This window comes from Sphingomonas sp. J344, assembly GCF_024700005.1.
In the GTDB taxonomy this organism is placed as follows: domain Bacteria; phylum Pseudomonadota; class Alphaproteobacteria; order Sphingomonadales; family Sphingomonadaceae; genus Sphingomonas.
Genome location: NZ_JAJONB010000001.1, coordinates 1774733 through 1798593, shown reverse-complemented (window position 1 = coordinate 1798593; position 23861 = coordinate 1774733). Strand labels below are relative to the sequence as shown.

Below are 23861 nucleotides of genomic sequence, written 5' to 3'. Positions count from 1 at the left end.
CCATGTTCCGCCTGATCGCCCTAGCCGCCTTCGCCACAGCCTTCCTCGCCCCACCCCAGCGCTGCCACGCCCAAACCGCCCCGGTCGCCGAACAGCGGATGCAGCACATCTCGATCGTCGCCCTTGGCGAAGCGAAGCCCGGCCGCGAACCCGTCTACCTCATCCCCGGCCTGTCCAGTCCTCGCCAGGTCTGGGACCGCATCGCCCCCGATCTGGCCAAGGACCGACAGGTGCTGCTGGTCCAGGTCAACGGCTTCGGCGGCGATGACCTCGGCGCGAATGGCAAGCCCGGCATGACCGACCGCATCATCGCCGACGTGCTTGCCGACGCCACCAAGCGCGGTGCCAAGCAGCCCGCAGTCATCGGCCACAGCTATGGCGGCCTGATCGGCATGATCCTCGCCGCCCGCCACCCCGACCGGGTCGGCCGGCTGCTAGTCGTCGACACCCTGCCCTTCTTCGGCAAGCTCTTCGACCCCGCCGCCACCCCCGCCAGCATTGCGCCCCGCGCGGAACAACTCCGCGCCATGACCGTAGCTGGAGCCGATCGGATGAAGGCGATGCCCGCCGTCACCAGCGACCCCGGCGGCATCTGGTCGAACACCCCCGAAGGCCGGATCAAGGTCGCCAACTGGGGCATCAAGGCCGACCAGCGCGCCGTCGCCCAGGCGCTGTATGAAGACCTGATCACCGATATCGGCCCCGAACTCGGCAAGGTCACCGCGAAACCCTTCACCATCCTCTACGCCGCCGGCGTCGGCGAAGCGCAGGCCAAGGCCGTGTGGGAACCCGCCTATGTCGGCACTCCGGCAAAACTGGTCGCGGTCCCCGACAGCTACCACTTCATCATGCTCGACCAGCCGCAGCGCTTCGCCGCAGAGGTGAAGGCATTTCTCACCGAGTGACCCGCAACGAAGAAGGGCCGCCCCGGCATCCCGGGACGGCCCTTCTTTCGGTGATGCGACTAGCCCTTAGGCAATCGTCTGTCCGGTCTTCGCCCAGTCGGACAGGAAACCCTCGATCCCCTTGTCGGTCAGCGGGTGCTTGACCAGCTGACGGATCACTGCCGGCGGCGCGGTCATCACATCCGCACCCAGCTTGGCGGCTTCAAGAATGTGGATCGGATGGCGAACGCTGGCGACCAGGATCTCGGTCTCGAACGCGTAATTGTCATAGATCAGCCGGATATCGCCGATCAGGTCCATCCCGTCGAACCCGATATCGTCGTGACGGCCAACGAACGGCGAGATGAACGTCGCTCCCGCCTTCGCCGCGAGCAACGCCTGATTGGCCGAGAAACACAAGGTGACATTGACCATCGTGCCGTCGCTGGTCAGCGCCTTACACGCCTTCAACCCCTCGATCGTCAGCGGCAGCTTGACCGCGACATTGTCGGCGATCTTCCGCACGATCTCCGCCTCGCGCATCATGCCCTCATAGTCGAGCGCGACCACTTCGGCCGAAACCGGTCCGTCGACGATGCCGCAGATTTCCGCGACGACCTCGAGGAAGTTGCGCCCTGCCTTGTGGATCAGCGACGGGTTGGTGGTCACGCCATCCAGCAGCCCGGCATCCGCCAGCTCACGAATATCGTTGGTGTCGGCGGTGTCGGCGAAGAACTTCATGGGCCTGCTCCGGTGAAATGTGACAGTTGAATGACGCCGCGCTATGGGCTGCGCGACTCTGTTCGCGAAGCCCTCTAACACCGGACTCCGATGCGCTCCATCCTCATCGCTCTCCCGCTGCTGATCGCCGCCCCGGCCTGGGCACAAGGTGACGACAGCGAACTCTGGCTCACCGCGACCGGAGAGGTCGCGGTGGCGGACAAGACCAGCATCGAACTCGAATCGATCAACCGCTTCAGCGACGATTCGGGCGGACTGTATGAGATCGAGCTGGCCGCCGGGGTGAAGCGCAGCCTCGGCGATGGCTGGTATATCGGCGGTGGCTATGTCCGCGTCGTCAACTATTCGCGCGGTACCGTCACCCGGACCGAAGACCGGCTGCGCGTGCAGGGCGGCTTCTCCACCGATGCCGGGCCGTTCAAGCTGTCGGGCCGGCTGCGGCTCGAACGACGCGCCGCATCGACCGGCGACGAGATCGGCTATCGGCTTCGTCCGAACATCAAGGCCGCGCTGCCACTCGGCAAAAGCGATTTCCGCCTGTTCGCGGCGCATGAGAGTTTCCTGCCGCTCGACGACACCGACTGGGGCGAGAATGCCGGGCACGACCGGATGCGCAATTCGATCGGGGTGAGCTGGAAGGCGAGCAAGGCGATCAGCGTCGAAGGCGGCTATCTCCACCAGTACCGCCTGCCCCGCAACGGCCGCACCAGCGCGACCGACCATGCGCTGACCTTCACGCTGGGCGTCAGCCTCTAACCAAAGGCTTCCCACGCAGCCCGCGAATGCCGATATGGGGCGGGCATGTCCCGCGCCCGCGTCATCGTCCTCAACTCCGCGCTCGGCCCGCTCGACTATCGCATCCCGCGCGGGATGCCGGTCGAGCCGGGGGCGATCGTTGTCGCGCCGCTCGGTCCGCGCCAACTGATCGGGGTGGTGTGGGAGGCAGAGCGTCTGCCGGTCGAGGAGATTGGCGACAATCGCCTCCGCAACCTCCTAGCCGTCGCCGACGCACCCCCAATCCCCGCTCCGCTGCGTCGGTTGGTCGAATGGACCGCCAACTATTATCTCGCCCCGCTCGCGTCGGTGCTGCGGATGGCGCTCAGCTCGACCTCGGCGCTGGAGGGCGGCAAGACCATCGTCGAATATCGCGCGACCGGCGAAGTGCCGCCGCGCATGACCGCGCAGCGCGAACAGGCGCTGGAGCGGATCGGCGACCGCCAAGGACTGATCCGCGAGCTGGCGACGATCGCCGATGTCTCCGATGGCGTGATCCGCGGACTGGTCAAGACCGGCGCGATCGAGGGCGTCACGGTCGCACTCGACACCCCCTATCCGCTGCCGGACCCAAGCTTCGGCGCGCCCGCGCTGTCCGACGAGCAGGAAAGGGTGGCGGCAACGCTGCGCGACGCAGTGCGCGATCAGCACTTCCAGCCCTTCCTGCTCGACGGCGTCACCGGATCCGGCAAGACGGAAGTCTATTTCGAAGCCGTCGCCGAAGCGATCCGCGCCGGGCGTCAGACGCTGGTGATGCTTCCCGAAATCGCGCTGACCGAGCCCTTTCTCAAGCGCTTCTACGCCCGCTTCGGGGTCGAGCCGGTCGCCTGGCATTCGGGCCTGCGCCAGTCGCAGCGGCGGCGGGCATGGCGCGCCATCGCGTGTGGCGAAGCGCTGGTGACGGTCGGCGCGCGTTCCTCGCTGTTTCTCCCCTATCCGAACTTGGGCCTCATCGTGGTCGACGAGGCGCATGAGACCAGCTTCAAGCAGGAAGAGGGCGTCCATTATCACGCGCGCGACGTCGCGGTGATGCGCGGGCATTTCGAAGGCTGCCCGGTCATCCTCGCCAGCGCCACCCCGGCGATCGAGACCCGGCAACAGGTCGCGCTGGGTCGTTACACCGAACTCAAGCTGCCCGATCGCTACGGCGTCGCCGAGATGCCCGCGATCGAGGCGATCGACCTGCTCGCCGACCCGCCGATGCGCGGTCGCTGGCTTGCGCCCAAGCTGGTCCGCGCGATCGACGCGACGCTGGAGCGCAAGGAACAGGTGCTGCTGTTCCTCAACCGCCGCGGCTATGCCCCGCTGACCTTGTGCCGCACCTGCGGGCATCGCTTCCAATGCCCCAATTGCACGGCGTGGATGGTCGAGCATCGGCTGATCAACCGCCTCGCCTGCCACCATTGCGGCCACACCATCCCGACCCCGCGCGCCTGCCCCGAATGCGACAGTGAAGACAGCCTGGTCGCGTGCGGTCCGGGCGTCGAACGCATCGCGGACGAGGTCGCCGCGCTGTTCCCCGATGCCAAAACCGCCATCGTCACCTCCGACACGATCTGGTCCCCGGCCAAGGCGGCGGAATTCGTCGCGCGGATGGAGGCGGGCGACATCGACATCGTCGTCGGCACGCAATTGGTGACCAAGGGCTACCACTTCCCCAACCTTACCCTCGTGGGCGTCGTCGATGCCGACCTCGGCCTTGAAGGCGGCGATCTGCGCGCCGCCGAGCGCAGCTTCCAGCAGATCTGTCAGGTCGCCGGGCGCGCCGGACGCGGCGAAAAGCCCGGCCATGTGCTCATCCAGACGCACAGCCCCAAGGCGCCGGTGATGCGCGCGCTGGTCAATGGCGATGCGGAGGGCTTCTACGCCGCCGAGACCGAAGCGCGACGCGAGGCGGGTGCGCCGCCCTTTGGCCGCTATGCCGCGATCATCGTGTCGAGCGAGGACAAGGACGCCGCGCTCGACACCGCCCGCGCGATCGGTCGCAGCGCGCCGCAGGTCGAGGCGATGCAAGTGTTCGGTCCTGCCCCCGCCCCGCTCGCCATGCTGCGCGGCCGCCACCGCTTCCGCCTGCTGGTCCATGCCCGCCGTGCGCTCGACGTGCAGGACGTGATCCGCGACTGGCTCGGTGCGCTGGAGTGGCCGGCCAAGGTGCGGGTGGTGGTCGATGTCGACCCATATAACTTCCTGTGATCGCTGACAGATCGAGGCTCGACGCGCCGATTGACGCGCGATAGCATCGCGCGGGGCTAAAGGTCGGGCGCGCGATCCAGGTCGGCTCGCCATTGGAGCACGCGCCCGTGGTCATCGGCAAGAAGGGGGATTGTCCGTGATTCGCTTACTCGCATTTGCGGTCGCGCTATTGGCATGCTCGGCTGTCGCTCGGGCAGAATGGTATGAGGCGAGTTCCGAACATTTCGTCGTTCTCGCCGATGACAGGCCGGAATCGATCACACGCTTTGCGAACGAGCTCGAGAAGTTCGAACGGACGATGCGTGTCTTCTACCCCAATGCCCGCCCGGCCGCTGCGGGTCCCGCTAACCGGGTGACGGTATTCGTTCTGTCGGGATCGGTATCGGTCGAAAAGCTGACCAAGGACAAGTTTACCCGCGGCTTCTACATCCCCCGCGCAGGTGCCAATGTCGCCTTTGTTCCGCGGGTGTCCGGGCAAAGCGAAGCCTATGAAATGTCCGGCGCCACCGTGCTGCGCCACGAATATGCGCACCATTTCATGTTCACCTCGCTCCCGGCCTCGTTTCCGCTGTGGTTCAGCGAGGGCTTCGCGGAATATTGGTCGACCGTTCGTTTCGAAAAAGGATGGCGGCGCGCTGATCGGTGCCGCGCCCCAACATCGCGGCTTTGGGTTGCTCAGCGGCAACCCCCTTCCGGTCGACCAGCTTCTCACTCTGACGTCAAGCAAGCTGCCCGAGGACAAGCGCGAGGCAATCTATGGCCGCGGATGGTTGCTCACCCACTATCTGATGAGCGACCCGGAGCGCCAAAAGCAGCTTGGTGCCTATATCGCGGCAATGAACCGCGGCGAGTCGCTGGAGAAGGCCGCGCTCGCATTTGGCGACCTCAAGGAGCTCGGCAAGGCGCTCGACAAATATCTGCGGAGCACCCGCCTCACGGCCAAGCGGATCCCGGCGTCTGCGCTTGCGACGGCACCGGTTACGTTGCGCAAGCTGACCCCGGGAGAGGTTGCGACCATGGCGGTGCGTGTTCAATCGCGCGCGGGGGTCGATGCGGAGGAGGCCAAGCAGGTCGTTCTCGACGCGCGCAAGGCCGCCGCACCCTATCCATCCGACCCCGGTGCCCAGGAAGCGCTGGCCGAAGCGGAGTATGATGCGGGCCATTACGCACTCGCGCTCGCCGCTGCGGACCGGGCGATTGCCGCCGCCCCCAAGCGCACCGAAGCCCTGCTCTACCGCGCAATGGCGAAATTCGCGCTGGCCGAAGAGGGCGACGGCAAGCCAGAGGACTGGGTGGCAGTCCGTCGCGCGATCGTCGCCGAAAATCAGGCGGACCCGGAGGATCCGCGCGCGCTGATCCTCTTTTACCGCAGCTATTTTTCTGCCGGCGAACCGCCGACCAAAAATGCCAAGCTGGGCCTGGCCAGAGCCTATGATATCGCGCTGTTCGACCTTGGCCTGCGGATGAACGCGGCGACGATGTTCCTCAACGATGGCAATCGTGCCGAAGCGCGCGAGGCGCTGAGGCTGGTCGCCTTTCATCCGCACGGCGGCGGGATGGGAGCCCAGGCCCGCGCGATGATTGCGGCCATCGACCGCGGCGATCCTCCGGCAAAGGTCTTCGCGGCGCGGGCTACAGACCAGCAAGAGGATGAGAGCGAGAAAACGAAGGAACCCGCAGACTGAGCGCGACGCCGGCTTGGGGTTGCACCACCGCATCGCTTTGGCGAAGGAAGGCTGGTTCGGGCGGAGGCGCGTTGTGTTGACTCGATTGTTGCTGACACTGGCGCTGCTGCTCGGTCTGGCGACCCCGGCGCGCGCCGATGACGATATTTCCGCCGCCGGGCGCGGCGTGGTGCGCATCGTCACGATCGCGACGGTCGAGGGCGAAGTGGTCGGGTTCGGCCATGGCAGCGGCTTTGCCGTCGCGCCCAATCGCGTGTTGACCAACGCGCATGTCGTCGAATCCGCCGAGCGCTACCCCGGCAATGTCCTGATCGGCGTCGTCCCGTCAGAGGGCGACAAGTCGTTCCAGGGCCGGCTGATCGCGATCGACAGCGACCGCGACCTGGCGCTGATCGAATTCACCGGCATCCGCCTGCCATCGCTCACCTTCTATTCCGGCCCGGTCAGCGAGGGGGACTCGATGATCGCGCTCGGCTATCCCGGAAATGTCGATCTCGCCACCGCACGCACGTCCGCCGACTTCATCACTCCGCTGACCCCGATCCGCTCACAGGGCGTGTTCTCCGGTCGCCGCGACCTTCAGGGGGTGAAGGTATTGCTCCACACTGCCGGCATCGCACGCGGCAATTCGGGCGGTCCTTTGCTCGACCCGTGCGGGCGCGTGCTCGGTGTCAACGCGGCGCTGACCCGCGCCGACGATGGCGACGCCAGCTTCGGCTTTGCGATCAGCAATGAGGAGGTCGCCGCGTTCCTGCGTGAGGCGAAGCAACCGATGCCATCCAACGGCGTCGCCTGCACCAGCATCGCCGAACGCCTGGCACAGGATCGCACCGCCGCCGAACAGGCGCGCGCAGCGGACGAACTGCGCGCGCGCGAAGCCGCCGCCAAGGCGGCCGCCGACCGCGAGGACGCGATCCAGACCGCACGCAGCGAGAATATCGTGACGCGCGAAAACTATATGGCCGGGGCCGCCCTGCTGCTGGTGATGGGGGCGTTCGCGCTCGGCATTGCCGGACTGCTGCTGACCCGCGAACAGAAGCGCGAGGCGATCCTGACTGCGCTCGGCGGCGGCGCGCTGATCGCCGCATCGGTCGCGACCTTCATCCTCCGTCCCGCCTTCGACCCTGCCGCGGTCGATGGCGGGGCGCGCGTCGCGGTGCCGCCGCCGGTCGCGCAGCCCGGTGGCCTGGGCAAGATGGTCTGCACGATCGACCCCGTCCGCTCGCGTGTTACCGTGTCGGATACCAAGGATGTAGCGATCGACATCAACCCCGAAGGCTGCGTCAACGGTCGCACCCAATATGCCGAGGCGGGGCAGAACTGGCAGCGCATCCTCGTGCCGGATGACGAGGCGACCGTCTCGGTGCTCGAATATGCGCCGACGACGCGCACCTATTCGACCACCCGCTACCTGCTGTCTGCCGCGCAGATGGACACCGCGCGCAAGCGGCGGGCGGACGTCAAGGTCAAGTCCTGCTCGACAGACCCCAGCGCGCGCGCAGAACTCGCCACGCGCCAACAGTCGATCCGCACCGCGCTGCCACAGATATTCAACGAGAGGCTGGTCTATAGCTGCAAGCCGGCGGGTTAGGCGCGATCGATCCGCGCGGCGAAGCAGCCATGCGCGGCATTGTGCGCATGGATGTACGCGATCTCGGGCCGGGCGAAGAGGTCGCCGATCCGCGCCTCGGCATCCCCCGCCAGCGCAAGCAATGCGCCACGCAGCATCCCGTCCGCGTCATAGCCGCGCAGCGCGATCGGGCGGTTGGCGAAGACCGGCGGCAAGCTGCCCTCGAACCGGTTCGCCACGACCGCGGACTCGCGGACATAGATCGCATAGGCGTTGCGGTAGGGCGTGGCGACGGCATGATCCGCGTGGTTGAGCAGCAACACCGTCTCACCCGGCTCGGCATCCTCAAGCGTGATGCGGCACGGATAACCGGGCTTGGCATCGGCGCGCACCCGGATCACGCCCTGCTCCGTCAGCGCGTCGTCAGACTGGCCGAACAGCGGCGAGAAGGGTTCGGGGCTGAGCCCGGTGACGATGTAGCTCATTCCTCGACCCCTTCGCGTGCGCGCAGCACCAGCTTGCGCTCGATGCCATAGGCATAGCCGCCCATGCTCCCGTCGCTGCGCTGGGCGCGGTGGCACGGGATGATGATCGCGACATTGTTCGCGCCGCACGCCGTTCCCGCCGCGCGCACCGCGCCAGGCCGGCCGACCGCGATGGCGAGCTGGGTGTAGCTCAGCGTCTCGCCCGGCGGGATCGCGCGCAGCGCCTGCCACACCGCCTCCTGGAACGCGGTCCCGCGCACGTCCAGCGGCAGGTCGGTATGTCGTCCAGGCTGCTCCACCTCCGCCACCACCCGGGCCGCAAGATCGGCAAGCGCCGCACCGCCCGCCACGATCTCCGCGCGCGGGAAGCGGGCGGCGAGCGCAAGGCTGTCCTCATCGAACGCCACCCGGCACAACCCCTTGTCGGTAGCCGCGATCAGCAGCGGCCCCAGGCTGGTCGGCGCGACCGTCCAGCGGATCGTCACCCCCGCACCGCCATTGCGCCACGCGCTCGGCGTCATGCCCAGCCGGTCGGCGGCAGTTTCGTAAAAGCGGCTGGGCGCGGAATAGCCCGCCTCGTAAATCGCATCGGTCACGCTGTCCTCCGTATCGAGCGCGGCGGCGGCACGGCGTGCCCGCACCCCCCGGGCATAGGCGGCCGGGGTCACCCCGGTCGCCCGCTTGAACAAGCGCTGGAAATGGTGCGGCGCATAGCCGACCTGCGCGGCCAGCGCCTCCAGCCCGATGGTCTCCTCCGCCCCCTCCAGCAGCGCGACCGCCTTCGCCACAGCGACCCGCTCACGCCCGATCTCGTCGGGCTTGCAGCGCAGGCACGCGCGCAACCCCGTCGCCCGTGCACTCGCCGCATCGGGAAAGAAGCGGACATTGCTGCGCAGCGGATGCCGCGCGGGGCAGCTCGGCTTGCAATAGATGCCGGTGGTCAGCACCCCCGCAATAACCCGCCCGTCATAGGCGCGGTCGCGGCGTTGAAAGGCTTCCCAGGCCTCATCGTCGGAGAGGATCGCGTCGTTCATGTCCCCCGATATAGCGCATCGCACCAACATCGCTTCCCGCGCATTGCGTCCAAAGCGCGACGCCATTAGGGGGACGCTTTCCCGCAGCTTTCAGGGCAGGCGAATGGCGGACGCACCACTGATCGGCATTGTCATGGGCAGCACCTCCGACTGGGAGACGATGCGCCACGCCGCCGAGACGCTCGACGCGCTCGGTATCGCGCATGAGACCAAGGTGGTGTCCGCGCATCGCACCCCGCAACGGCTCTACGATTACGCAACGGGCGCAGCGGATCGCGGACTCAAGGTGGTGATCGCCGGCGCAGGCGGCGCGGCGCATCTGCCCGGCATGGCGGCGTCGATGACGCATCTCCCCGTGCTCGGCGTACCGGTGGAATCCAAGGCGCTGAAGGGCATGGATAGCCTGCTTTCGATCGTCCAGATGCCCGGGGGCATCCCCGTCGGCACGCTGGCGATCGGCAAGGCGGGGGCGATCAACGCCGGCCTGCTCGCCGCCGCGATCCTCGCCACCAGCGACACTGCGCTCGCCGAACGGCTCAAGGCATGGCGCGCGCGCCAGACCGAAAGCGTCGCCACGGATCCCGAATGACCGCGATCCCGCCCGGCAGTACCCTCGGAATCCTGGGCAGCGGCCAGCTCGGCCGGATGATCGCGGTCGCCGCCGCGCAGCTCGGCTATCGCGTTCACATCTATGCACCCGAAAGCGGCCCGGCGTGCGATGTCGCCGCCGCCTTCACCTGCGCCGCCTATGACGACGAAGCCGCGCTCGCCGCCTTCGCGCGCGACTGCGCCGTGGTTACCTATGAGTTCGAGAATATCGACGCGCGCGCCGTCGCGACGATCGCCGCCCATGCGCCCGTCCGACCGGGTCGCGCCTCACTCGAAACCGCCGCACATCGCTGGCGGGAAAAGCGGCTGGCAGAAGAATGTGGCGGGCGTCCTGCGGCGTGGCACGCGGTCGCATCACGCGCCGATCTCGACGCCGCGATCGCCGCGATCGGCACCCCCGCAATCCTCAAGACCGCGACCGAAGGCTATGACGGCAAGGGCCAGGTCCGCCTGACCTCCGCCGCCGACGCCGACCCCGCATGGGCCGCGCTGGGCGGACGCGAATGCGTGCTCGAAGGGCTGGTCGCCTTCACCCATGAATTCTCGGTGCTGCTGGTGCGCGGCGTCGACGGCACGAGCATCGCCTACCCCACGCCGCACAACGAACATGTCGGCGGCATCCTCGACCGATCGACCGCCCCCGCACCCACCGCGATCCTCGAACAGGGCCCCGCCGCCATCGCACTCGCGACGCAGTTGGCGGACCGACTCGACCATGTCGGGCTGCTGACCTGCGAGTTCTTCGCCACGCCCGACGGCCCGGTGTTCAACGAAATGGCCCCGCGCGTCCACAATAGCGGCCATTGGACGATCGAGGGTGCAGAAACCTCGCAGTTCGAAAATCATGTGCGCGCAGTGCTCGGCCTCCCGCTCGGCCCGGTGACCCTCACCGGCACGTCGGTCGAGATGCGCAACCTGATCGGCGACGATGTCGATGCCTGGCACGAACTGCTCGCCGAACCCGGTACGCATCTGCACCTCTACGGGAAGCATGAGGCCCGCCCGGGCCGCAAGATGGGTCACGTTACCCGCGTGACCCGCTAGGCTCAGGTAACCTTCTTGTAGATCGTCACGCCCAGAACCAGGAACAGCACAGCCACCGCCAATGCGATGAAGAACAGGATCTTGGCGATATCCCAGGCAAACCCGGCAATCCCGCCAAAGCCCAGCAGCCCGAGCACGAGCGCGATGATCGCGAAGATGAAGGCAGCACGCAGCATCTGAAATCTCCCTCTATGCGAAGGAGAACGCGCCAGCCGCCCGGAGTTGCCCCGCACCCACGAAAAAAGCCCGCCACTCCGAGGAGCAGCGGGCCATTTCATTTCACGACATCGCCTAGATCAGGCGCGCGTGCCCTCCATCGGGAAGCTGCCGAATGCACCAGCCGTCACGGTGCCCTTGATCGCGTCGCCATCGATCGTGGCTTCGCAGGTCAGCGTCATCGGCATCGGGATGGTGATGTCGAGCGACCAGCTCAGTTTGTCGCCATCGACCTTGCCATTCTTGATCTCGGTCGTCCCCATCGCGCCGGCATAGGTGCCGGTGAAGCTGTCGCCCGCGCTGGTTACGGTGAGGGTCGCCTTCTGGTCGCCCATCGGCGAGTGGGTTACGGTATCCCAGCTTCCATCGACATTCGCCATGCTCGTCTCTCCTGCAATCCGGTGTCGCCTCAGTTGCCGCCGGCGCCAGGGCCGACGGCTTCAGGCTTCACCACCTCGACAGGCAGGCCGAGGCTGTCAAGCTGCGGCCGCACCTTCGACGCATCGCCGACCACGACCCATACCAGCTTGTTCGGGTCGAGAGCCGCGCGTGCCGCAGCGTCAACCTGCGGGATGGTCAGCGCGCGATATTTTTTTGCCAGCTGCTCCTGATAGTCGTCGGGGCGGCGCATGAAGTCGTTCGACTGCATCGCGCCCAGCACCGCGCCTGCGGTTTCATACTGGCCCGCCATGCGGCGAATCGCGCTGATCACCGACCGGTCGAACTCGGTCTTGGTGATGCCCTTGTCGCCCAGATAGCCCTTCAGCTCCTTCTGGATCTCGAGGATTGCCGGGCCCGTCTTGTCGGCCTGGACCGGGGCCGAGACGATGAACGGCACCGCATGCTCCAAACGGCTGATGCCGCCGCGCGCGCCATAGGACCACGCCTTGTCCTCGCGCAGGTTCATGTTGATGCGCGACAGGAAGTCGCCGCCCAGCACTTCGGTGGCGGTGCCGAGTGCGATCGGATCGGCGAATGGATCGACCGGCGTCATCTGACCGGCAAGGATCAGCGACTGGGGCGAATCCGGCCGGTCGATCAGCAGGATCTTGGGCGCGGCCTGTTGCGGCTTGGCGGCGAAATCCTTGGTACCGGCGGCACCTTCGCCCTTCCAGTCGCCGAACTTCGCCTCGAACGCCGCCTTCACCTCCGCGATCGGACGGTCCGACACAACGAAGATCTTGGCCTTGTCCGGGCGGATCCACGCCTTGTAGTAGTTGACCAGATCGTCGCGGGTCAGCTTCTTCACTGCGGCCGCGTCGCCGGCCAGCGCGGCGGTCTTCGCATAGGGCGAATCCTTGCCATAGATCAGCGTCGGCATCGCCATCTGCGCCAAGCCAGCCGGGTTCGACCGAATTTGGGCGATCTGCGCGAGCGTCTGGTTGCGCACCCGCTCGATCTCCGCCTGCGGGAAGCTCGGGTTGCGCGCAATATCGGCCATCAGGTCGAGCGAACCGGCCAGGTTCGGGCTCGGTGTGAACATCGAGATGGTCGCGCGATCGGCACTGCTGTCTGCGCCGATACCCGCGCCCAGCCGCTCCTGCGCCTCGGCGATTTGAACCGAGTTGCGGGTCGCCGTTCCTTCCTCAAGCAGCGCGAGCGTCATCCGCTCGGTGCCGAGCGCGGTCGGCACGTCGGATGCAACACCCGCGTCAAATGTGATGACCGCCTGTGTCACCGGCACCGCATCGCGCTGTGCATAGACCAGCTCGATCCCGTTCGACAGCGTGGTGCGGGTAACGGTCGGGAAGTCGATATCCTTGACCTCCGCGACGCCGGGCAGCTCGCCGCGCGTACCCTTTACCACTTCGTCCGCGACCTTGACCTTGTCCTTGGGAGCACCGGCGGCCTCGGCATAGGCTTCGCGCGCACCCGGCTCGATCGTCAGCGCATAGACGGGACGCGACAGCCACTTGGCGGTCACTGCCCGCGCCTGTTCCGGCGTCACGGCGGCCAGCGTCGCGAGCTGTTTCTTGTAATAGCCCGGATCGTTCATGTAGAGCGCGCCCGACGCCAGCGTCACTGCCTTGCCGCCAAAGCCGCCAACCGATTCAAGACCACGAATGCGCGACGACGCAGTGCGCGTCTTGTATCGCTCCAGTTCTTCGGCGGTAGGACCCGTCTTGATGAAATCGGCGATGATCGCGTCGAGCCGTTCGCCCACCTTGGCCGCATCGACACCCGGACGGACATCGGCGGAGATCAGCACCATCCCGGCCTGTGCCATCGACTGGTTGAACGCGCTGACGCCGACCGCCAGCTTCTCCTGCTTGACCAGGATATTGTCGAGCCGCGAGCTGGCAAGGCCGCCCAGCACGCCGACCGATGCGTCGAGCACGGTCGAGTCCGCCTCGCGCATGCCCGGCACCGCCCACATGCGATAGATGCGGGTCACCGCGACGCGATCCTTCATCACTTCCGCCTTGGCCTCGGCCAAGGTCGGCACCGTGATCTTGGGCTCGGCTGTCTTGGGACCGGCCTTGATCGCGCCGAAATACTTCTCGACCAGCGGCCTGGCGGTCTTGGCGTCGATATCGCCCGCCAGCACCAGCACCGCATTGTTCGGGCCATAATATTGGCGGAACCAGTTCTTGACGTCGTCGAGGCTGGCGGCGTCGAGATCGGCCATCGAACCGATCGTCGAATGGCGGTACGGGTGTCCCTCGGGGAACAGCCCCTCGGTAATCTTGTAGCGCAGCAGGCCATAGGGCTGGTTGTCACCTTGGCGCTTCTCGTTCTGCACAACGCCACGCTGCTCGTCGAGCTTCGCCTGGGTCACCGCGCCGAGCAGATAGCCCATGCGGTCGCTCTCCAGGAACAGCGCCCGGTCGAGCGCAGCGCGCGGCACGGTCTGGAAATAGTTGGTGCGATCGACATTGGTCGTGCCGTTGTAGTCGGTCGCGCCTACTTCCTTGAGCGGCTCGAAGAACTCTCCCGGCGAATTCTCGGAGCCATTGAACATCAGGTGTTCGAACAGATGGGCAAACCCGGTCTTGCCCTTCGGCTCATGCTTCGACCCGACATCGTACCACACGGCGACGCCGACGATCGGTGCCTTGCGATCGGTATGGACGATGACGCGCAGACCGTTGGCGAGCACGAACTGCTCATAGGGAATGTCAACCCGCTTCACGAGATCGGCGACGGGCACGGCTGCGACCGTCGGAGCGGGAGCCTGCTGGGCGTATACGGGGGCGCTGAGCACGACCGCGATCGCGGTCAGGCTGGCAAAGGCTGGTTTCATGGTGCGGAGAGTTCCCGAAGTGGAAGGTATCGACCGCAACAACATACCGGCCTGTCGAGGGCGCGCAACCCTGCGTTGTTTTCCCAGCTTGCTGCTGCATCATCGGCGCGGCAGCATCAAATCGTGCGACATAGAATTATTGCAGAGGGGCTTGTGTTGCAGAATTGCAACACCATCTCCCACGGTGAAGGAGAGCAGGGACGATCATGAATCTCGAAAAATTCACCGACCGCGCCAAGGGCTTCCTTCAGTCCGCCCAGACCGTCGCCATTCGCATGAACCACCAGCGGATCAGCCCCGAGCATCTGCTGAAAGCGCTGCTCGAGGATGAGCAGGGGATGGCCGCCGGGCTGATCCAGGCGGCGGGCGGCGACGCGAAGCGCGCGGTAGCGGAAACCGACGCGGCGCTCGCCCGCGTTCCCGCAGTCACGGGCAGCGGAGCGCAACAGGCACCGGGACTCGACAATGACGCGGTGCGGGTACTCGACCAGGCCGAACAGATTGCGGGCAAGGCGGGCGACAGCTTCGTCACGGTCGAGCGGCTGCTGCTCGCACTCGCACTTGCCTCGACCACCAATGCCGGGCGCGCACTCGCCGCCGCCGGGGTGAAGCCTGAGGGGCTCAACGCGGCGATCGTCCAGCTGCGCGGCGGCCGCACCGCAGACACGGCGGGGGCGGAGGACCGCTATGACGCGCTCAAGAAATTTGCCCGCGACCTCACCCAGGCGGCGAAGGACGGCAAGCTCGATCCCGTGATCGGCCGCGACGAGGAAATCCGGCGGACGATCCAGATCCTCGCCCGCCGCACCAAGAACAACCCCGTGCTGATCGGCGACCCCGGCGTCGGCAAGACCGCGATCGCCGAAGGGCTGGCGCTGCGCATCGCCAATGGCGACGTGCCCGACACGCTCAGGGACCGCACATTGATGTCGCTCGACATGGGCAGCCTGATCGCGGGCGCAAAGTATCGCGGCGAGTTCGAGGAGCGACTGAAGGGCGTGCTCGACGAGGTGAAGGGCGCGGACGGCCACATCATCCTGTTCATCGACGAGATGCACACGCTGATCGGCGCGGGCAAATCCGAAGGTGCGATGGACGCGGGCAATCTTTTGAAACCCGCCCTCGCGCGCGGCGAGCTACATTGCATCGGTGCGACCACGCTTGACGAGTATCGCAAGCATGTCGAGAAGGACCCGGCACTGCAGCGGCGGTTCCAGCCGGTCTTCATCGGCGAGCCGACGGTCGAGGACACCATCTCGATCCTGCGCGGCCTCAAGGAAAAGTACGAGCTGCATCACGGGGTCAGGATCACCGACGCGGCGATCGTCGCGGCCGCGACCCTGTCCAACCGCTACATCTCCGACCGCTTCCTGCCCGACAAGGCGATCGACCTGATGGACGAGGCGGCGAGCCGCATCCGCATGGAGGTTGAGAGCAAGCCCGAGGAGATCGAGACGCTTGATCGCCGCATCATGCAGCTTCAGATCGAGCGCGAGGCGTTGCGCAAGGAAAGTGACCAGGCGTCGAAGGATCGGCTCACCGCGCTCGAAGCCGAACTCGCCAATCTGGAGCAGCAATCCGCCGAGCTGACCGGCCGCTGGCAAGCGGAAAAGGACAAGATCGCGGGGGAGGCCAAGATCAAGGAAGCGCTCGATCACGCGCGCCTCGAACTCGAACAGGCGCAGCGCGCGGGCGACCTCGCCAAGATGGCCGAGCTCAACTACGGCACGATTCCCGCGCTGACCAAGCAGCTTGAGGAGGCGCAGGCCACCACCGGCGTCGCGATGCTGCGTGAGGAGGTGACCGCCGACGACATCGCCGGCGTCGTCAGCCGCTGGACCGGCATTCCCGTCGACCGCATGCTGGAGGGCGAGCGCGAGAAATTGCTCGCGATGGAAGAACAGCTTGGCAAGCGGGTGATCGGCCAGCAGGCGGCGGTCAAGGCCGTCTCCACCGCGGTGCGCCGCAGCCGCGCAGGGCTGCAGGACCCGAACCGACCGCTCGGGTCGTTCCTGTTCCTGGGGCCGACCGGCGTCGGCAAGACCGAATTGACCAAGGCGCTCGCCGAATTCCTGTTCGACGATTCGAGCGCGATGGTGCGCATCGACATGAGCGAGTTCATGGAGAAGCACAGCGTCGCCCGCCTGATCGGTGCCCCTCCCGGCTATGTCGGATACGAAGAGGGCGGCGTGCTGACCGAAGCCGTCCGTCGTCGCCCGTACCAGGTCGTGCTGTTCGACGAGGTGGAGAAGGCGCATGGCGATGTCTTCAATATCCTGCTCCAGGTGCTCGACGACGGCCGCCTGACCGACGGTCAGGGCCGCACGGTCGACTTCACCAACACGATCATCGTGCTGACGTCGAACCTCGGCAGCCAGTTCCTGACGCAGCTTGAGGACGGGCAGGATGTATCGAGCGTCGAGCCGCAGGTGATGGAGATCGTCCGCGCGCATTTCCGCCCGGAATTCCTCAACCGCCTCGACGAGATCGTGCTGTTCCATCGCCTTGGCCGCGACGAGATGGCGCCGATCGTGGACATCCAGGTCGCCCGGCTCGGCAAGTTGCTTAAGGATCGCAAGATCACGCTCGACCTCACGCCTGAGGCGCGCGACTGGCTGGGCCGGGTCGGCTATGACCCGGTCTATGGCGCACGCCCGCTCAAACGGGCGGTGCAGCGTTATGTCCAGGATCCCCTCGCCGACGCAATCCTGCGCGGCGAGGTGCGGGACGGTGCGACCGTCAAGGTGAGCGAGGGCGATGGCGGGCTCGTGCTGAGCGCGACCTGACGAGCCGGCGCGCGCACCGCCAAGAGTACGCAGCTACCAGCCTGGCGTCCGGCTCACCCGCACACGGCGCGGGCCGGACGCAGCTTCGTATTTCCTCGGTAGAACTGGCGCTTACGGGCCGCCCGCGGGTCGGCCGGTGCCGTGATCGACGATGGCGCGCGCGACGGAGTTCCCCGATTCGGCGAGGCGCGTCCATTCCGCGCGCGTCTTGCACACGCGCTCCTTGCGCGCGATCGAGCCGGTCACTTCGATCCGCTTGCACACGCGCTCGCTGCCCGGATCCTGCGCCGGCGTGGCGGGCGTGGGCGTCGTTGCCTGCATCGCAGCGGCAGCCAGTAGAGACGTTACGAACATGGGGAATCCCTCTTTACAGAAGGATTGATCGTAACATGACCAGTTCGGGTTACAATAGTGCGATGCAGCATTATTCGGTGACGCGGTCCGCCAGGGCACAATAATCGGCGATCACCGACTGTTCGTCAGATGTAAGGTGCGGATTCCACACGTCGAAGATCAGCACGGCGCGCAGTTCATCGCTGTCATTCCATGCTTCATGCTCGATCGTGTCGTCGAAGGCGAAGGCTTCGCCCTCGACCCACGAGCGCGTCTCGCCTCCCACCCGGAACCCGCACTCCGGCGGTACGATCAGCGGCAGGTGGACGATCGCGCGGGTGTTGGTCACGCCGGTATGCGGCGGGATGCGCGTGCGCGGCTTCAGGAGCGAGAAGAATGCGCTGGGTGCCCGTCCCGGGATGCGCGCACCCGGTAATGCCGCCAGCACCGCGGCCGTGCGCGGGCAACGATCGAGTACCGGCTGGTTGGGCGCGCCATACTCCCACAAAAGCACGCACCCCAGGCGAGATTATGGTTGAGCGGATCCCAGCGGGTTTCGGGCGTCCCCTTGTCCATACGCACATAGGGCCGCAGCGCTTCGCCCGGATCGGCCAGCAGCGCTTCCAGCTCGGCGCGGATCGCCGGTGCCTCGGTCCGCAGCTGCGCGAACCAGGGAAAATGCCCCGCGTCGAAAAACTCGTCGGCGGGCAGGAAGGGATAGTGCAGCCCTGCGCACTCGTTGCGATAGATCGCACGCCGCCCCAGAGCATGATCGAGAAACGCTCCGGCGCGCCGCCGTGCCGTGGCGTCGAATCCGGAAACGGCGGGGGACAGCGCCGCTTCCACCGCCTCGGCGATCGTCGCAGTCTGCGCTGCGCAATAGGCGCGTCCATGGTCGAGCAGCGCCCGCAATTCGGGTGCCGGCTCTGCGATCTGTGCACCCAGCTGGACCACTGCGCTCCAGCGGGTCAGCGCGTCGCGGCGCTCCTCACGCCGTTCGTGCAGCTGGGCGAGGCGGATCAGCGCGCCGAGATCGCGCTGGTCACAGCCGAGCGCCCCCTCGAGCGCCGCGCGTTCGGCGGCGTCGTCGCCGAGCAAACGGTACGCATGGGCAAGGTTGCGGTGCAGGCTCCCGGCACCGGGATCCGCCGCCGTGGCCTGTGCGAACAACTGCGCCGCGCTCGCCGCATCGCCCGCGCGAAGTGCGGCAAGGCCACGCGAATTGGCTTCCTGGGACGATATCGACATGACATTGGCGTAATGACACGTCGAGACGATGGAAAGAGAGATGGTTGCCCGATTTTGCGAACCGGCTAGATTCGCGTGCATCCATGGCTGACCCCGTCTTTGATCCCACCGATCCGACCTGGCTGGCGCACCGCTATGACCGGGCGAGCGACCGCATCCTGTATCGCCATGTCCCGCGCGCGATGCATGGCGAGGGGCCGTTCCTGACCGACGAGCTGGTGGGGGGATCGGCCCCAGCACATCGGGTCGCGCAGCGATGCGGTCGCGGCGGCGCGTGCACAGGTAGCGCCGGTCCATTTTCTGTTCCACTCGGCCTTTTGCGGATCGACCGTACTTGCCCGCGCGATTGACCTGCCCGACTATGCGATGGCCTTGTCAGAACCGGTGTTGCTCAACGACATCGTCGGAATTCGCCGCCGTGGCGAGATGGCGGGGCCGGAAATCGCACGGCTGCTCGACGACGCGCTGCTGCTGCTCGCGCGACGCTGGGGACCGGACGAGACGGTTGTGCTCAAGCCGTCCAACATCGTTGCGGGGCTGATGGGGCCGATGCTGGCGCTGCGTCCCGACGCGCGCGCGCGTGCTGCTGTATGCGCCGCTGCCCGACTTCCTCGCATCGGTGGCGCGCAAGGGGTTGTGGTGTCGGCTATGGGTGCGCGAGCTGCTTGAGGGGATGCTGCGCGAGCGGCTGGTCGATCTCGGGTTTGAGCCCAATGACTATTTCCGGTTGAGCGACCTCCAGGTCGCGGCGGTGGGGTGGATTGCCCAGCACCGTCTGTTCGCCACGCTCGCCGCCGCGCATCCCGGGCGGGTGTTCACGCTGTCGTCCGACCGGCTGATGGCGGACCCTGCGCGCGCGCTCGGCGCGCTGGCGCGGCGTGGATTCATTCCGGAAAGCGCCGCTGCGGCGGGGCTGCTCGACGCCAATCCCGCGTTTCGGCGGCACAGCAAGGACGGGCGCGACTTCTCGCCGGAAGCGCGCGCGCTGGAACGGGCGGCAGCCGACGCCGCGCATGGCGACGAGATTGCCAAGGTGCACGACTGGGCACGCGCGGTGGCGGCCAGTGCCGGGGTCGCGCTCGACCTACCCGCAGCGCTGCTGGACTGAACCCAACGAACATCGATGTGCGCTCGCCGCACCCGGCGGCGGCACGCCCGCGCTTTTCCAGACGGCAGGCATGAAAAAGGGGAGCGGGCATTGCTGCCCACTCCCCCGATTCAGTTCCGATCCGATCAGAAGCGGATCTTGGCAGCTGCCACGTAGCGGCGACCGATCGAGTCGTAGGTCGACGGGAAGGTGTTGCCGCTGTTGAACGAGGTCGACCCCGCTTCACCACCGACCAGCGGCGGATCACGATCGAACAGGTTCTGGACGGTGAACGACAGAGTGAAGTTGTCGCTGACAGTGAACCGGGTCGACAGGTCGAAATAGTCATAGGCCGGGATTTCGTTGAAGTTTTCAACGGTGCCCGCCAGGCCCCCTGCACTCGCCGGCAGCGTGCCGTTGAACAGGTTGCGCGAGCCAGTCGAGAAGCCGCGTGCCGCGAAGTCAGATGCCTGACCTTCGTACACGGTGCCCCCAACGTGGCGCCACAGGAGCGACACGTCGAGCGCCTCGATCGACATGGTCGTACGCAGCGACCACTGCCACTCGGGGATCGGCTGACCGCAGTTGGCCGAGAAGTAGCCGACGCAGTCACGATCGTAGCTGACCGAGGTGGCCTGGAACTTCGACTTTTCGGTCCAGGTCACCGCGCCCGTGAAGCTCAGCTTTGCGAAGCCGACATCGTGCGAATAATCGGCACGAACGTCGATACCGCTGGTCTCGAGCTTGCCCAGGTTCGAGGTCGCCAGGAACAGACCACCCGTGGTGTTCGGGTCGCCGTTCAGGCCGCCGGTAAGCGGATCGCGACGGATCTGGGTGCATGCCAGCGTGGTCGATGCGCCCGCAGCCGGGGTGTTACCCGAACCGAAGCACGCACGGATCGCGTCGCCTGGGGTGGGCGAGGTGATCGCACCGTCGATGCGGATGTTGAAGTAATCCACCGACATCGAGAAGCGCGGCAGGAAGGTCGGCGTGAACACGGCACCGACAGTCCAGGTCTTTGCGGTTTCCGGCTGCAGGTTGATGTTACCACCACCCGTTGCGTTCGCCTGACCCGCGATCGGCTGCGCGATCGAGTTGACGTTGCCCGTCGTCGCGCCCTGCGCAAGGCAGACCGCGCGAAGTTCGCCGGTCGGGGCCGAACGGCCCGGGATCGGCGCACCCGCGTCGTTGAACACGGCGCACGGATCGTCGGTCAGGTTGGTCAGACCCGTGTTCACCGGCGAGAACAGCTCGGCGATGTTCGGGGCGCGGACCGCGCGGGCATAGTTGCCGCGGAACTTGATGTCTTCGATCGGGCTCCAGCTTGCCGCGACCTTCCAGGTCGTGGTGTCGAACGACGGGTTGGTCGGCGCGTCGACCGTGTAGGACGAGTAGCGAATGCCGCCCTCGATCGTCAGGTCTTCGAAGAACGGCTTGTCCTGAACCAGCGGAACGATCAGTTCGCCGATGGCTTCATAGACCTTGTAGCCGCCTTCGATGTTCGGAGCGGCGCCACCGGCACCGCCCAGATCACCGCCTGCTGCGAGCGTATCCGACGCCTGCGACGCCTTATACTCGCGGAACTCGCCACCGGCCGCGAACGCGATCGAGTCGGTGCCGAACGGGCTGGCGAAGCCGAGGTCGCCGGTCAGCATTGCGCGTGCCTGGGCCATCGACACCTTGGTACGGACGGTCGAGACTTCGTTCAGGAAGTCCACCGCGCCCGCGGTCCAAGTGCTGTTGTTCTCAGGACCGAACCAGTTGATCGGAACGCAGCCCGCCGCGGTGCCCGCGAAGCAGCTGGTGGTGTTGGCCGCCAGGAAGCTGTCACGCACGCGCGAGTTCAGCGTGTAGCCCTTGATCTGCTGCAGGTTCTCGGACTCGCCGTAGCTGCCCCAGACATCCCAGTCGATCGAGTCGGTGACCGCACCCTTGAAGCCGAGGCGGTAGTCGAAGAAGGTGGTCGTGTATTCGCTGATACGCGGACCGACTTCGGTCGCACGACGGAACAGCGAGCTGGTGACCGTGCGATAGGCCGCGTCGCCCGGGCGCAGCGCCGGGTTGGCGGCGGCGGTGCAGGTCGCCGCGTCGATGCCGTTGGCCGAGCAGAAGGTGTTGCGCAGCGCGGTGGTCAGGAACGGGTTGTTCAGCGGGATCGCAACCGCGATGCCGAACGCGCCCGACGGAGCGATGATCGTCTCGACAGTGTTCTTCGAGAAGATGCCGCGGGTGTAGACTTCGACCGCGTCGCTGATCTCGTAGTTCGCCGCGCCGTACATGTTGTAACGCTCGAACGGCGTCTGATAGACGTTGTACGGGTTGAAGTTGAACGCAGCAAAGGCGGTACCCGGGTTGAAATCGGTGCCCGCCGCGTTGACCTGACGGGTGCCCTGGCCGGGGAGCGAGAAGCGCGACGGAACCGCCGTGCCCGAGCCGCCGCCGCCGCCCGAGGTCGAGCTCAGACCGAACAGACCATGGATGCGCGCGCCCTGATAGATCGGGTCGGCTTCCTGATACCCGACGCTGAACACCGCGTTGCCGCGTCCGCCGTCGAAGTTCGCACCGATCGTGACGTCGGCGCGGAAGGTGTGGCCATCGCCCAGCTCGGTGATCTGGTTCGAGACATTCGCCTCGAAGCCCGCGAAGTCACGGCGGGTGATGAAGTTGACCACGCCCGAAACAGCGTCCGCACCATAGGTGGTCGACGCGCCGCCGGTCAGAACGTCGACGCGCTCGATCAGCGCGAGCGGAACGTTGTTGAGGTCGAACCGGCCGTTCAGTTCGGCCGGGACCAGGCGAACACCGTCGAGCAGGACGACGTTGCGGTTCGAGCCCAGGTTGCGCAGGTTGACGAACGACGCACCGCCGTTGCCGTTGTTGACCGCCGAGCCGACCGACGGCGTGACGCCCGGAAGCTCACGCAGCAGTTCTTCTGCGACGTTCGCCTGCTGCAGGTCGATTTCGTCGGAGCCGATCACGGCGACCGGGGTCGCCTGTTCGAGGTTCGGGTTCTTGATCAGGGTGCCGGTGATGACGACTTCCTGCGAGTCTGCAGGTGCAGCCTCATCCTGCGCGAAAGCAGGCGATGCCGCCATCGACACGCCGATCAGGAGCGTCGACGCCATCAGGCGCGTGCGAAGATTGGATTTCATAGGTTCAAACCCCCTAAGTCTGACCAGATTGGCCATCTGTGGTCGGCCGGACAAAAGCCGGCTCTATCGTGCGTTCTAGGACTGCGCTTTCCCGCGCTGCAATGCGCAATCATTCAACCGCATTCGTTTCGTATCCACTGTGACAAATACGACACATTTATGTAATGCTGCACTGCAGCATGATTATTTGATGATGCAGCTAGGGCGCAGGAACGATAGATAATTACGCAGGAGGAACTCTCATGCGCCTGGCCGTTGCCGTTCTGATCGCCGTCCTGCTGCCCGCCAGCGCCGCCGCGCAGGATTCGGGGGTGGGTGACCGCTCGTCCGTCCTGGTCGACGACATCGCAAAATGCCGGGGCATCGCCGATTCCGGCGCGCGCCTCGCCTGCTTCGACAAGGCTGCGGCGGCGCTTCAATCCGCGCGCGACAAGCGCGAGCTGATCGTGGTCAGCAAGGACACGGTCAAGCAAACCCGCCGCCGCCTGTTCGGCATTGCGTTGCCGCGGATCAAGCTGTTCGGCGACGGCGTGGACGATGACGAGGAGACCGTCGTCAATTCGATCACCGCCAAGGTCGTTTCCGCGCACAAGACCGACCGCATCCGCTGGCGGATCAAGTTCGACGACGGGTCGACCTGGACGACGCTGGAGGACTTCCGGGTGAAGGAGCCCAAGTCGGGCGACACGATGGAAGTCAGGCGCGCCGCGATGGGCAGCTTCATGGGATCGCTCAATGGCGGGCGTGCGGTGCGGATGATGCGGGTCGAGTAACGG

21 protein-coding genes are annotated in these 23861 nt (G+C 66.4%); 12 read left to right on the top strand and 9 right to left on the bottom strand.

The genetic code is table 11. From position 1 onward, the window contains the following. The first annotated feature begins 2 nt into the window (after window positions 1-2). Window positions 3-905: an alpha/beta fold hydrolase gene (locus tag LRS12_RS09135; protein ID WP_257844315.1), complete on the top strand. Its 903-nt coding sequence runs from the start codon at window positions 3-5 to the stop codon at window positions 903-905. Window positions 906-971: 66 nt separating this feature from the next. Here the strand turns inward: LRS12_RS09135 and fsa are convergent, their stop codons facing one another. Continuing rightward, window positions 972-1625, bottom strand: a complete 654-nt coding sequence (gene fsa, locus LRS12_RS09130; RefSeq protein WP_257844314.1) for a fructose-6-phosphate aldolase — start codon at window positions 1623-1625, stop codon at window positions 972-974. Between the two features lie 90 nt (window positions 1626-1715). Between fsa and LRS12_RS09125 the strand changes: the two genes are divergently transcribed. The 4 genes from LRS12_RS09125 (at window position 1716) to LRS12_RS09110 (ending at window position 7868) form a co-directional block, all read left to right on the top strand. Beyond that, window positions 1716-2381 carry a DUF2490 domain-containing protein gene (locus LRS12_RS09125; protein WP_257844313.1) on the top strand — a complete coding sequence of 222 codons (666 nt, stop codon included), beginning with the start codon at window positions 1716-1718 and terminating at the stop codon, window positions 2379-2381. Between the two features lie 45 nt (window positions 2382-2426). Further along, window positions 2427-4592 carry a primosomal protein N' gene (locus LRS12_RS09120; protein WP_257844312.1) on the top strand — a complete coding sequence of 722 codons (2166 nt, stop codon included), beginning with the start codon at window positions 2427-2429 and terminating at the stop codon, window positions 4590-4592. Between the two features lie 671 nt (window positions 4593-5263). Further along, complete coding sequence (locus LRS12_RS09115) at window positions 5264-6277, top strand: hypothetical protein (RefSeq protein ID WP_257844311.1); 1014 nt, start codon at window positions 5264-5266, stop codon at window positions 6275-6277. A 73-nt stretch (window positions 6278-6350) separates the two neighbouring features. Beyond that, window positions 6351-7868, top strand: a complete 1518-nt coding sequence (locus LRS12_RS09110; RefSeq protein ID WP_308222996.1) for a trypsin-like peptidase domain-containing protein — start codon at window positions 6351-6353, stop codon at window positions 7866-7868. On the opposite strand, the gene LRS12_RS09105 is transcribed toward LRS12_RS09110, so the two are convergent. Then, window positions 7865-8332, bottom strand: coding sequence for a DUF1203 domain-containing protein (locus LRS12_RS09105; protein WP_257844309.1), 468 nt, complete (start codon window positions 8330-8332; stop codon window positions 7865-7867). The two genes, LRS12_RS09110 and LRS12_RS09105, sit on opposite strands and share 4 nt — an antisense overlap. After that, entirely contained in the window at window positions 8329-9366 is a 1038-nt protein-coding gene (ada, locus tag LRS12_RS09100) for a bifunctional DNA-binding transcriptional regulator/O6-methylguanine-DNA methyltransferase Ada (protein ID WP_257844308.1), read from the bottom strand. The genes LRS12_RS09105 and ada overlap by 4 nt, the downstream gene beginning before the upstream one ends. Window positions 9367-9469: 103 nt before the next feature. On the opposite strand from ada, the gene purE reads away from it, so the two are divergent. Next, the gene (gene purE / locus LRS12_RS09095) at window positions 9470-9955 is read left to right on the top strand and encodes a 5-(carboxyamino)imidazole ribonucleotide mutase (RefSeq protein WP_257844307.1); all 486 of its coding nucleotides are present in this window, start codon (window positions 9470-9472) and stop codon (window positions 9953-9955) included. Further along, the gene (locus tag LRS12_RS09090) at window positions 9952-11019 is read left to right on the top strand and encodes a 5-(carboxyamino)imidazole ribonucleotide synthase (protein WP_257844306.1); all 1068 of its coding nucleotides are present in this window, start codon (window positions 9952-9954) and stop codon (window positions 11017-11019) included. The genes purE and LRS12_RS09090 overlap by 4 nt, the downstream gene beginning before the upstream one ends. A 2-nt stretch (window positions 11020-11021) precedes the next feature. Here the strand turns inward: LRS12_RS09090 and LRS12_RS09085 are convergent, their stop codons facing one another. The 3 genes from LRS12_RS09085 to LRS12_RS09075 all read right to left on the bottom strand — a co-directional run bounded on the left by LRS12_RS09085 (window position 11022) and on the right by LRS12_RS09075 (window position 14479). After that, complete coding sequence (locus tag LRS12_RS09085) at window positions 11022-11195, bottom strand: DUF1328 domain-containing protein (RefSeq protein ID WP_257844305.1); 174 nt, start codon at window positions 11193-11195, stop codon at window positions 11022-11024. 120 nt (window positions 11196-11315) lie between these two features. After that, window positions 11316-11615: a hypothetical protein gene (locus tag LRS12_RS09080; RefSeq protein WP_257844304.1), complete on the bottom strand. Its 300-nt coding sequence runs from the start codon at window positions 11613-11615 to the stop codon at window positions 11316-11318. A gap of 29 nt (window positions 11616-11644) precedes the next feature. After that, a complete protein-coding gene (locus tag LRS12_RS09075) occupies window positions 11645-14479 on the bottom strand; it encodes a pitrilysin family protein (RefSeq protein WP_257844303.1) in 2835 nt (944 codons plus the stop codon). Window positions 14480-14685: 206 nt separating this feature from the next. Here LRS12_RS09075 and clpB point away from each other — a divergent pair, with 206 nt between their 5' ends. Continuing rightward, window positions 14686-17265, top strand: coding sequence for an ATP-dependent chaperone ClpB (clpB, locus tag LRS12_RS09070; RefSeq protein ID WP_257844302.1), 2580 nt, complete (start codon window positions 14686-14688; stop codon window positions 17263-17265). Between the two features lie 111 nt (window positions 17266-17376). Here clpB and LRS12_RS09065 read toward each other — a convergent pair whose 3' ends face one another. Continuing rightward, window positions 17377-17619: a hypothetical protein gene (locus tag LRS12_RS09065; RefSeq protein ID WP_257844301.1), complete on the bottom strand. Its 243-nt coding sequence runs from the start codon at window positions 17617-17619 to the stop codon at window positions 17377-17379. Window positions 17620-17689: 70 nt separating this feature from the next. Then, entirely contained in the window at window positions 17690-18112 is a 423-nt protein-coding gene (locus LRS12_RS09060; RefSeq protein ID WP_257844300.1) for an aspartyl/asparaginyl beta-hydroxylase domain-containing protein, read from the bottom strand. Between the two features lie 817 nt (window positions 18113-18929). On the opposite strand from LRS12_RS09060, the gene LRS12_RS09055 reads away from it, so the two are divergent. The 3 genes from LRS12_RS09055 to LRS12_RS09045 are packed head-to-tail and all read left to right on the top strand — an operon-like array spanning window position 18930 to window position 19954. Next, the gene (locus LRS12_RS09055; RefSeq protein WP_257844299.1) at window positions 18930-19196 is read left to right on the top strand and encodes a hypothetical protein; all 267 of its coding nucleotides are present in this window, start codon (window positions 18930-18932) and stop codon (window positions 19194-19196) included. A gap of 16 nt (window positions 19197-19212) precedes the next feature. Then, window positions 19213-19515, top strand: a complete 303-nt coding sequence (locus tag LRS12_RS09050) for a hypothetical protein (RefSeq protein WP_257844298.1) — start codon at window positions 19213-19215, stop codon at window positions 19513-19515. After that, complete coding sequence (locus LRS12_RS09045) at window positions 19427-19954, top strand: hypothetical protein (RefSeq protein WP_257844297.1); 528 nt, start codon at window positions 19427-19429, stop codon at window positions 19952-19954. Before LRS12_RS09050 ends, LRS12_RS09045 begins: the two co-directional genes overlap by 89 nt. Window positions 19955-20079: 125 nt before the next feature. Here LRS12_RS09045 and LRS12_RS09040 read toward each other — a convergent pair whose 3' ends face one another. Continuing rightward, window positions 20080-23085 (bottom strand): TonB-dependent receptor domain-containing protein, encoded by a 3006-nt coding sequence (locus LRS12_RS09040; protein WP_257844296.1) that lies wholly within the window; start codon window positions 23083-23085, stop codon window positions 20080-20082. A gap of 242 nt (window positions 23086-23327) precedes the next feature. Here LRS12_RS09040 and LRS12_RS09035 point away from each other — a divergent pair, with 242 nt between their 5' ends. Continuing rightward, window positions 23328-23858: a hypothetical protein gene (locus LRS12_RS09035; protein WP_257844295.1), complete on the top strand. Its 531-nt coding sequence runs from the start codon at window positions 23328-23330 to the stop codon at window positions 23856-23858. The last annotated feature ends 3 nt before the right edge of the window (window positions 23859-23861 follow it).

Bases quoted from the DNA above. Each gene is read 5' to 3' on its own strand.
- LRS12_RS09135 (WP_257844315.1), top strand. From the start codon at position 3: ATGTTCCGCCTGATCGCCCTAGCCGCCTTCGCCACAGCCTTCCTCGCC.
- fsa (WP_257844314.1), bottom strand. From the start codon at position 1,625: ATGAAGTTCTTCGCCGACACCGCCGACACCAACGATATTCGTGAGCTG.
- LRS12_RS09125 (WP_257844313.1), top strand. From the start codon at position 1,716: ATGCGCTCCATCCTCATCGCTCTCCCGCTGCTGATCGCCGCCCCGGCC.
- LRS12_RS09120 (WP_257844312.1), top strand. From the start codon at position 2,427: ATGTCCCGCGCCCGCGTCATCGTCCTCAACTCCGCGCTCGGCCCGCTC.
- LRS12_RS09105 (WP_257844309.1), bottom strand. From the start codon at position 8,332: ATGAGCTACATCGTCACCGGGCTCAGCCCCGAACCCTTCTCGCCGCTG.
- ada (WP_257844308.1), bottom strand. From the start codon at position 9,366: ATGAACGACGCGATCCTCTCCGACGATGAGGCCTGGGAAGCCTTTCAA.
- purE (WP_257844307.1), top strand. From the start codon at position 9,470: ATGGCGGACGCACCACTGATCGGCATTGTCATGGGCAGCACCTCCGAC.
- LRS12_RS09090 (WP_257844306.1), top strand. From the start codon at position 9,952: ATGACCGCGATCCCGCCCGGCAGTACCCTCGGAATCCTGGGCAGCGGC.
- LRS12_RS09085 (WP_257844305.1), bottom strand. From the start codon at position 11,195: ATGCTGCGTGCTGCCTTCATCTTCGCGATCATCGCGCTCGTGCTCGGG.
- LRS12_RS09080 (WP_257844304.1), bottom strand. From the start codon at position 11,615: ATGGCGAATGTCGATGGAAGCTGGGATACCGTAACCCACTCGCCGATG.
- LRS12_RS09075 (WP_257844303.1), bottom strand. From the start codon at position 14,479: ATGAAACCAGCCTTTGCCAGCCTGACCGCGATCGCGGTCGTGCTCAGC.
- clpB (WP_257844302.1), top strand. From the start codon at position 14,686: ATGAATCTCGAAAAATTCACCGACCGCGCCAAGGGCTTCCTTCAGTCC.
- LRS12_RS09065 (WP_257844301.1), bottom strand. From the start codon at position 17,619: ATGTTCGTAACGTCTCTACTGGCTGCCGCTGCGATGCAGGCAACGACG.
- LRS12_RS09055 (WP_257844299.1), top strand. From the start codon at position 18,930: ATGGCTGACCCCGTCTTTGATCCCACCGATCCGACCTGGCTGGCGCAC.
- LRS12_RS09050 (WP_257844298.1), top strand. From the start codon at position 19,213: ATGGCCTTGTCAGAACCGGTGTTGCTCAACGACATCGTCGGAATTCGC.
- LRS12_RS09040 (WP_257844296.1), bottom strand. From the start codon at position 23,085: ATGAAATCCAATCTTCGCACGCGCCTGATGGCGTCGACGCTCCTGATC.
- LRS12_RS09035 (WP_257844295.1), top strand. From the start codon at position 23,328: ATGCGCCTGGCCGTTGCCGTTCTGATCGCCGTCCTGCTGCCCGCCAGC.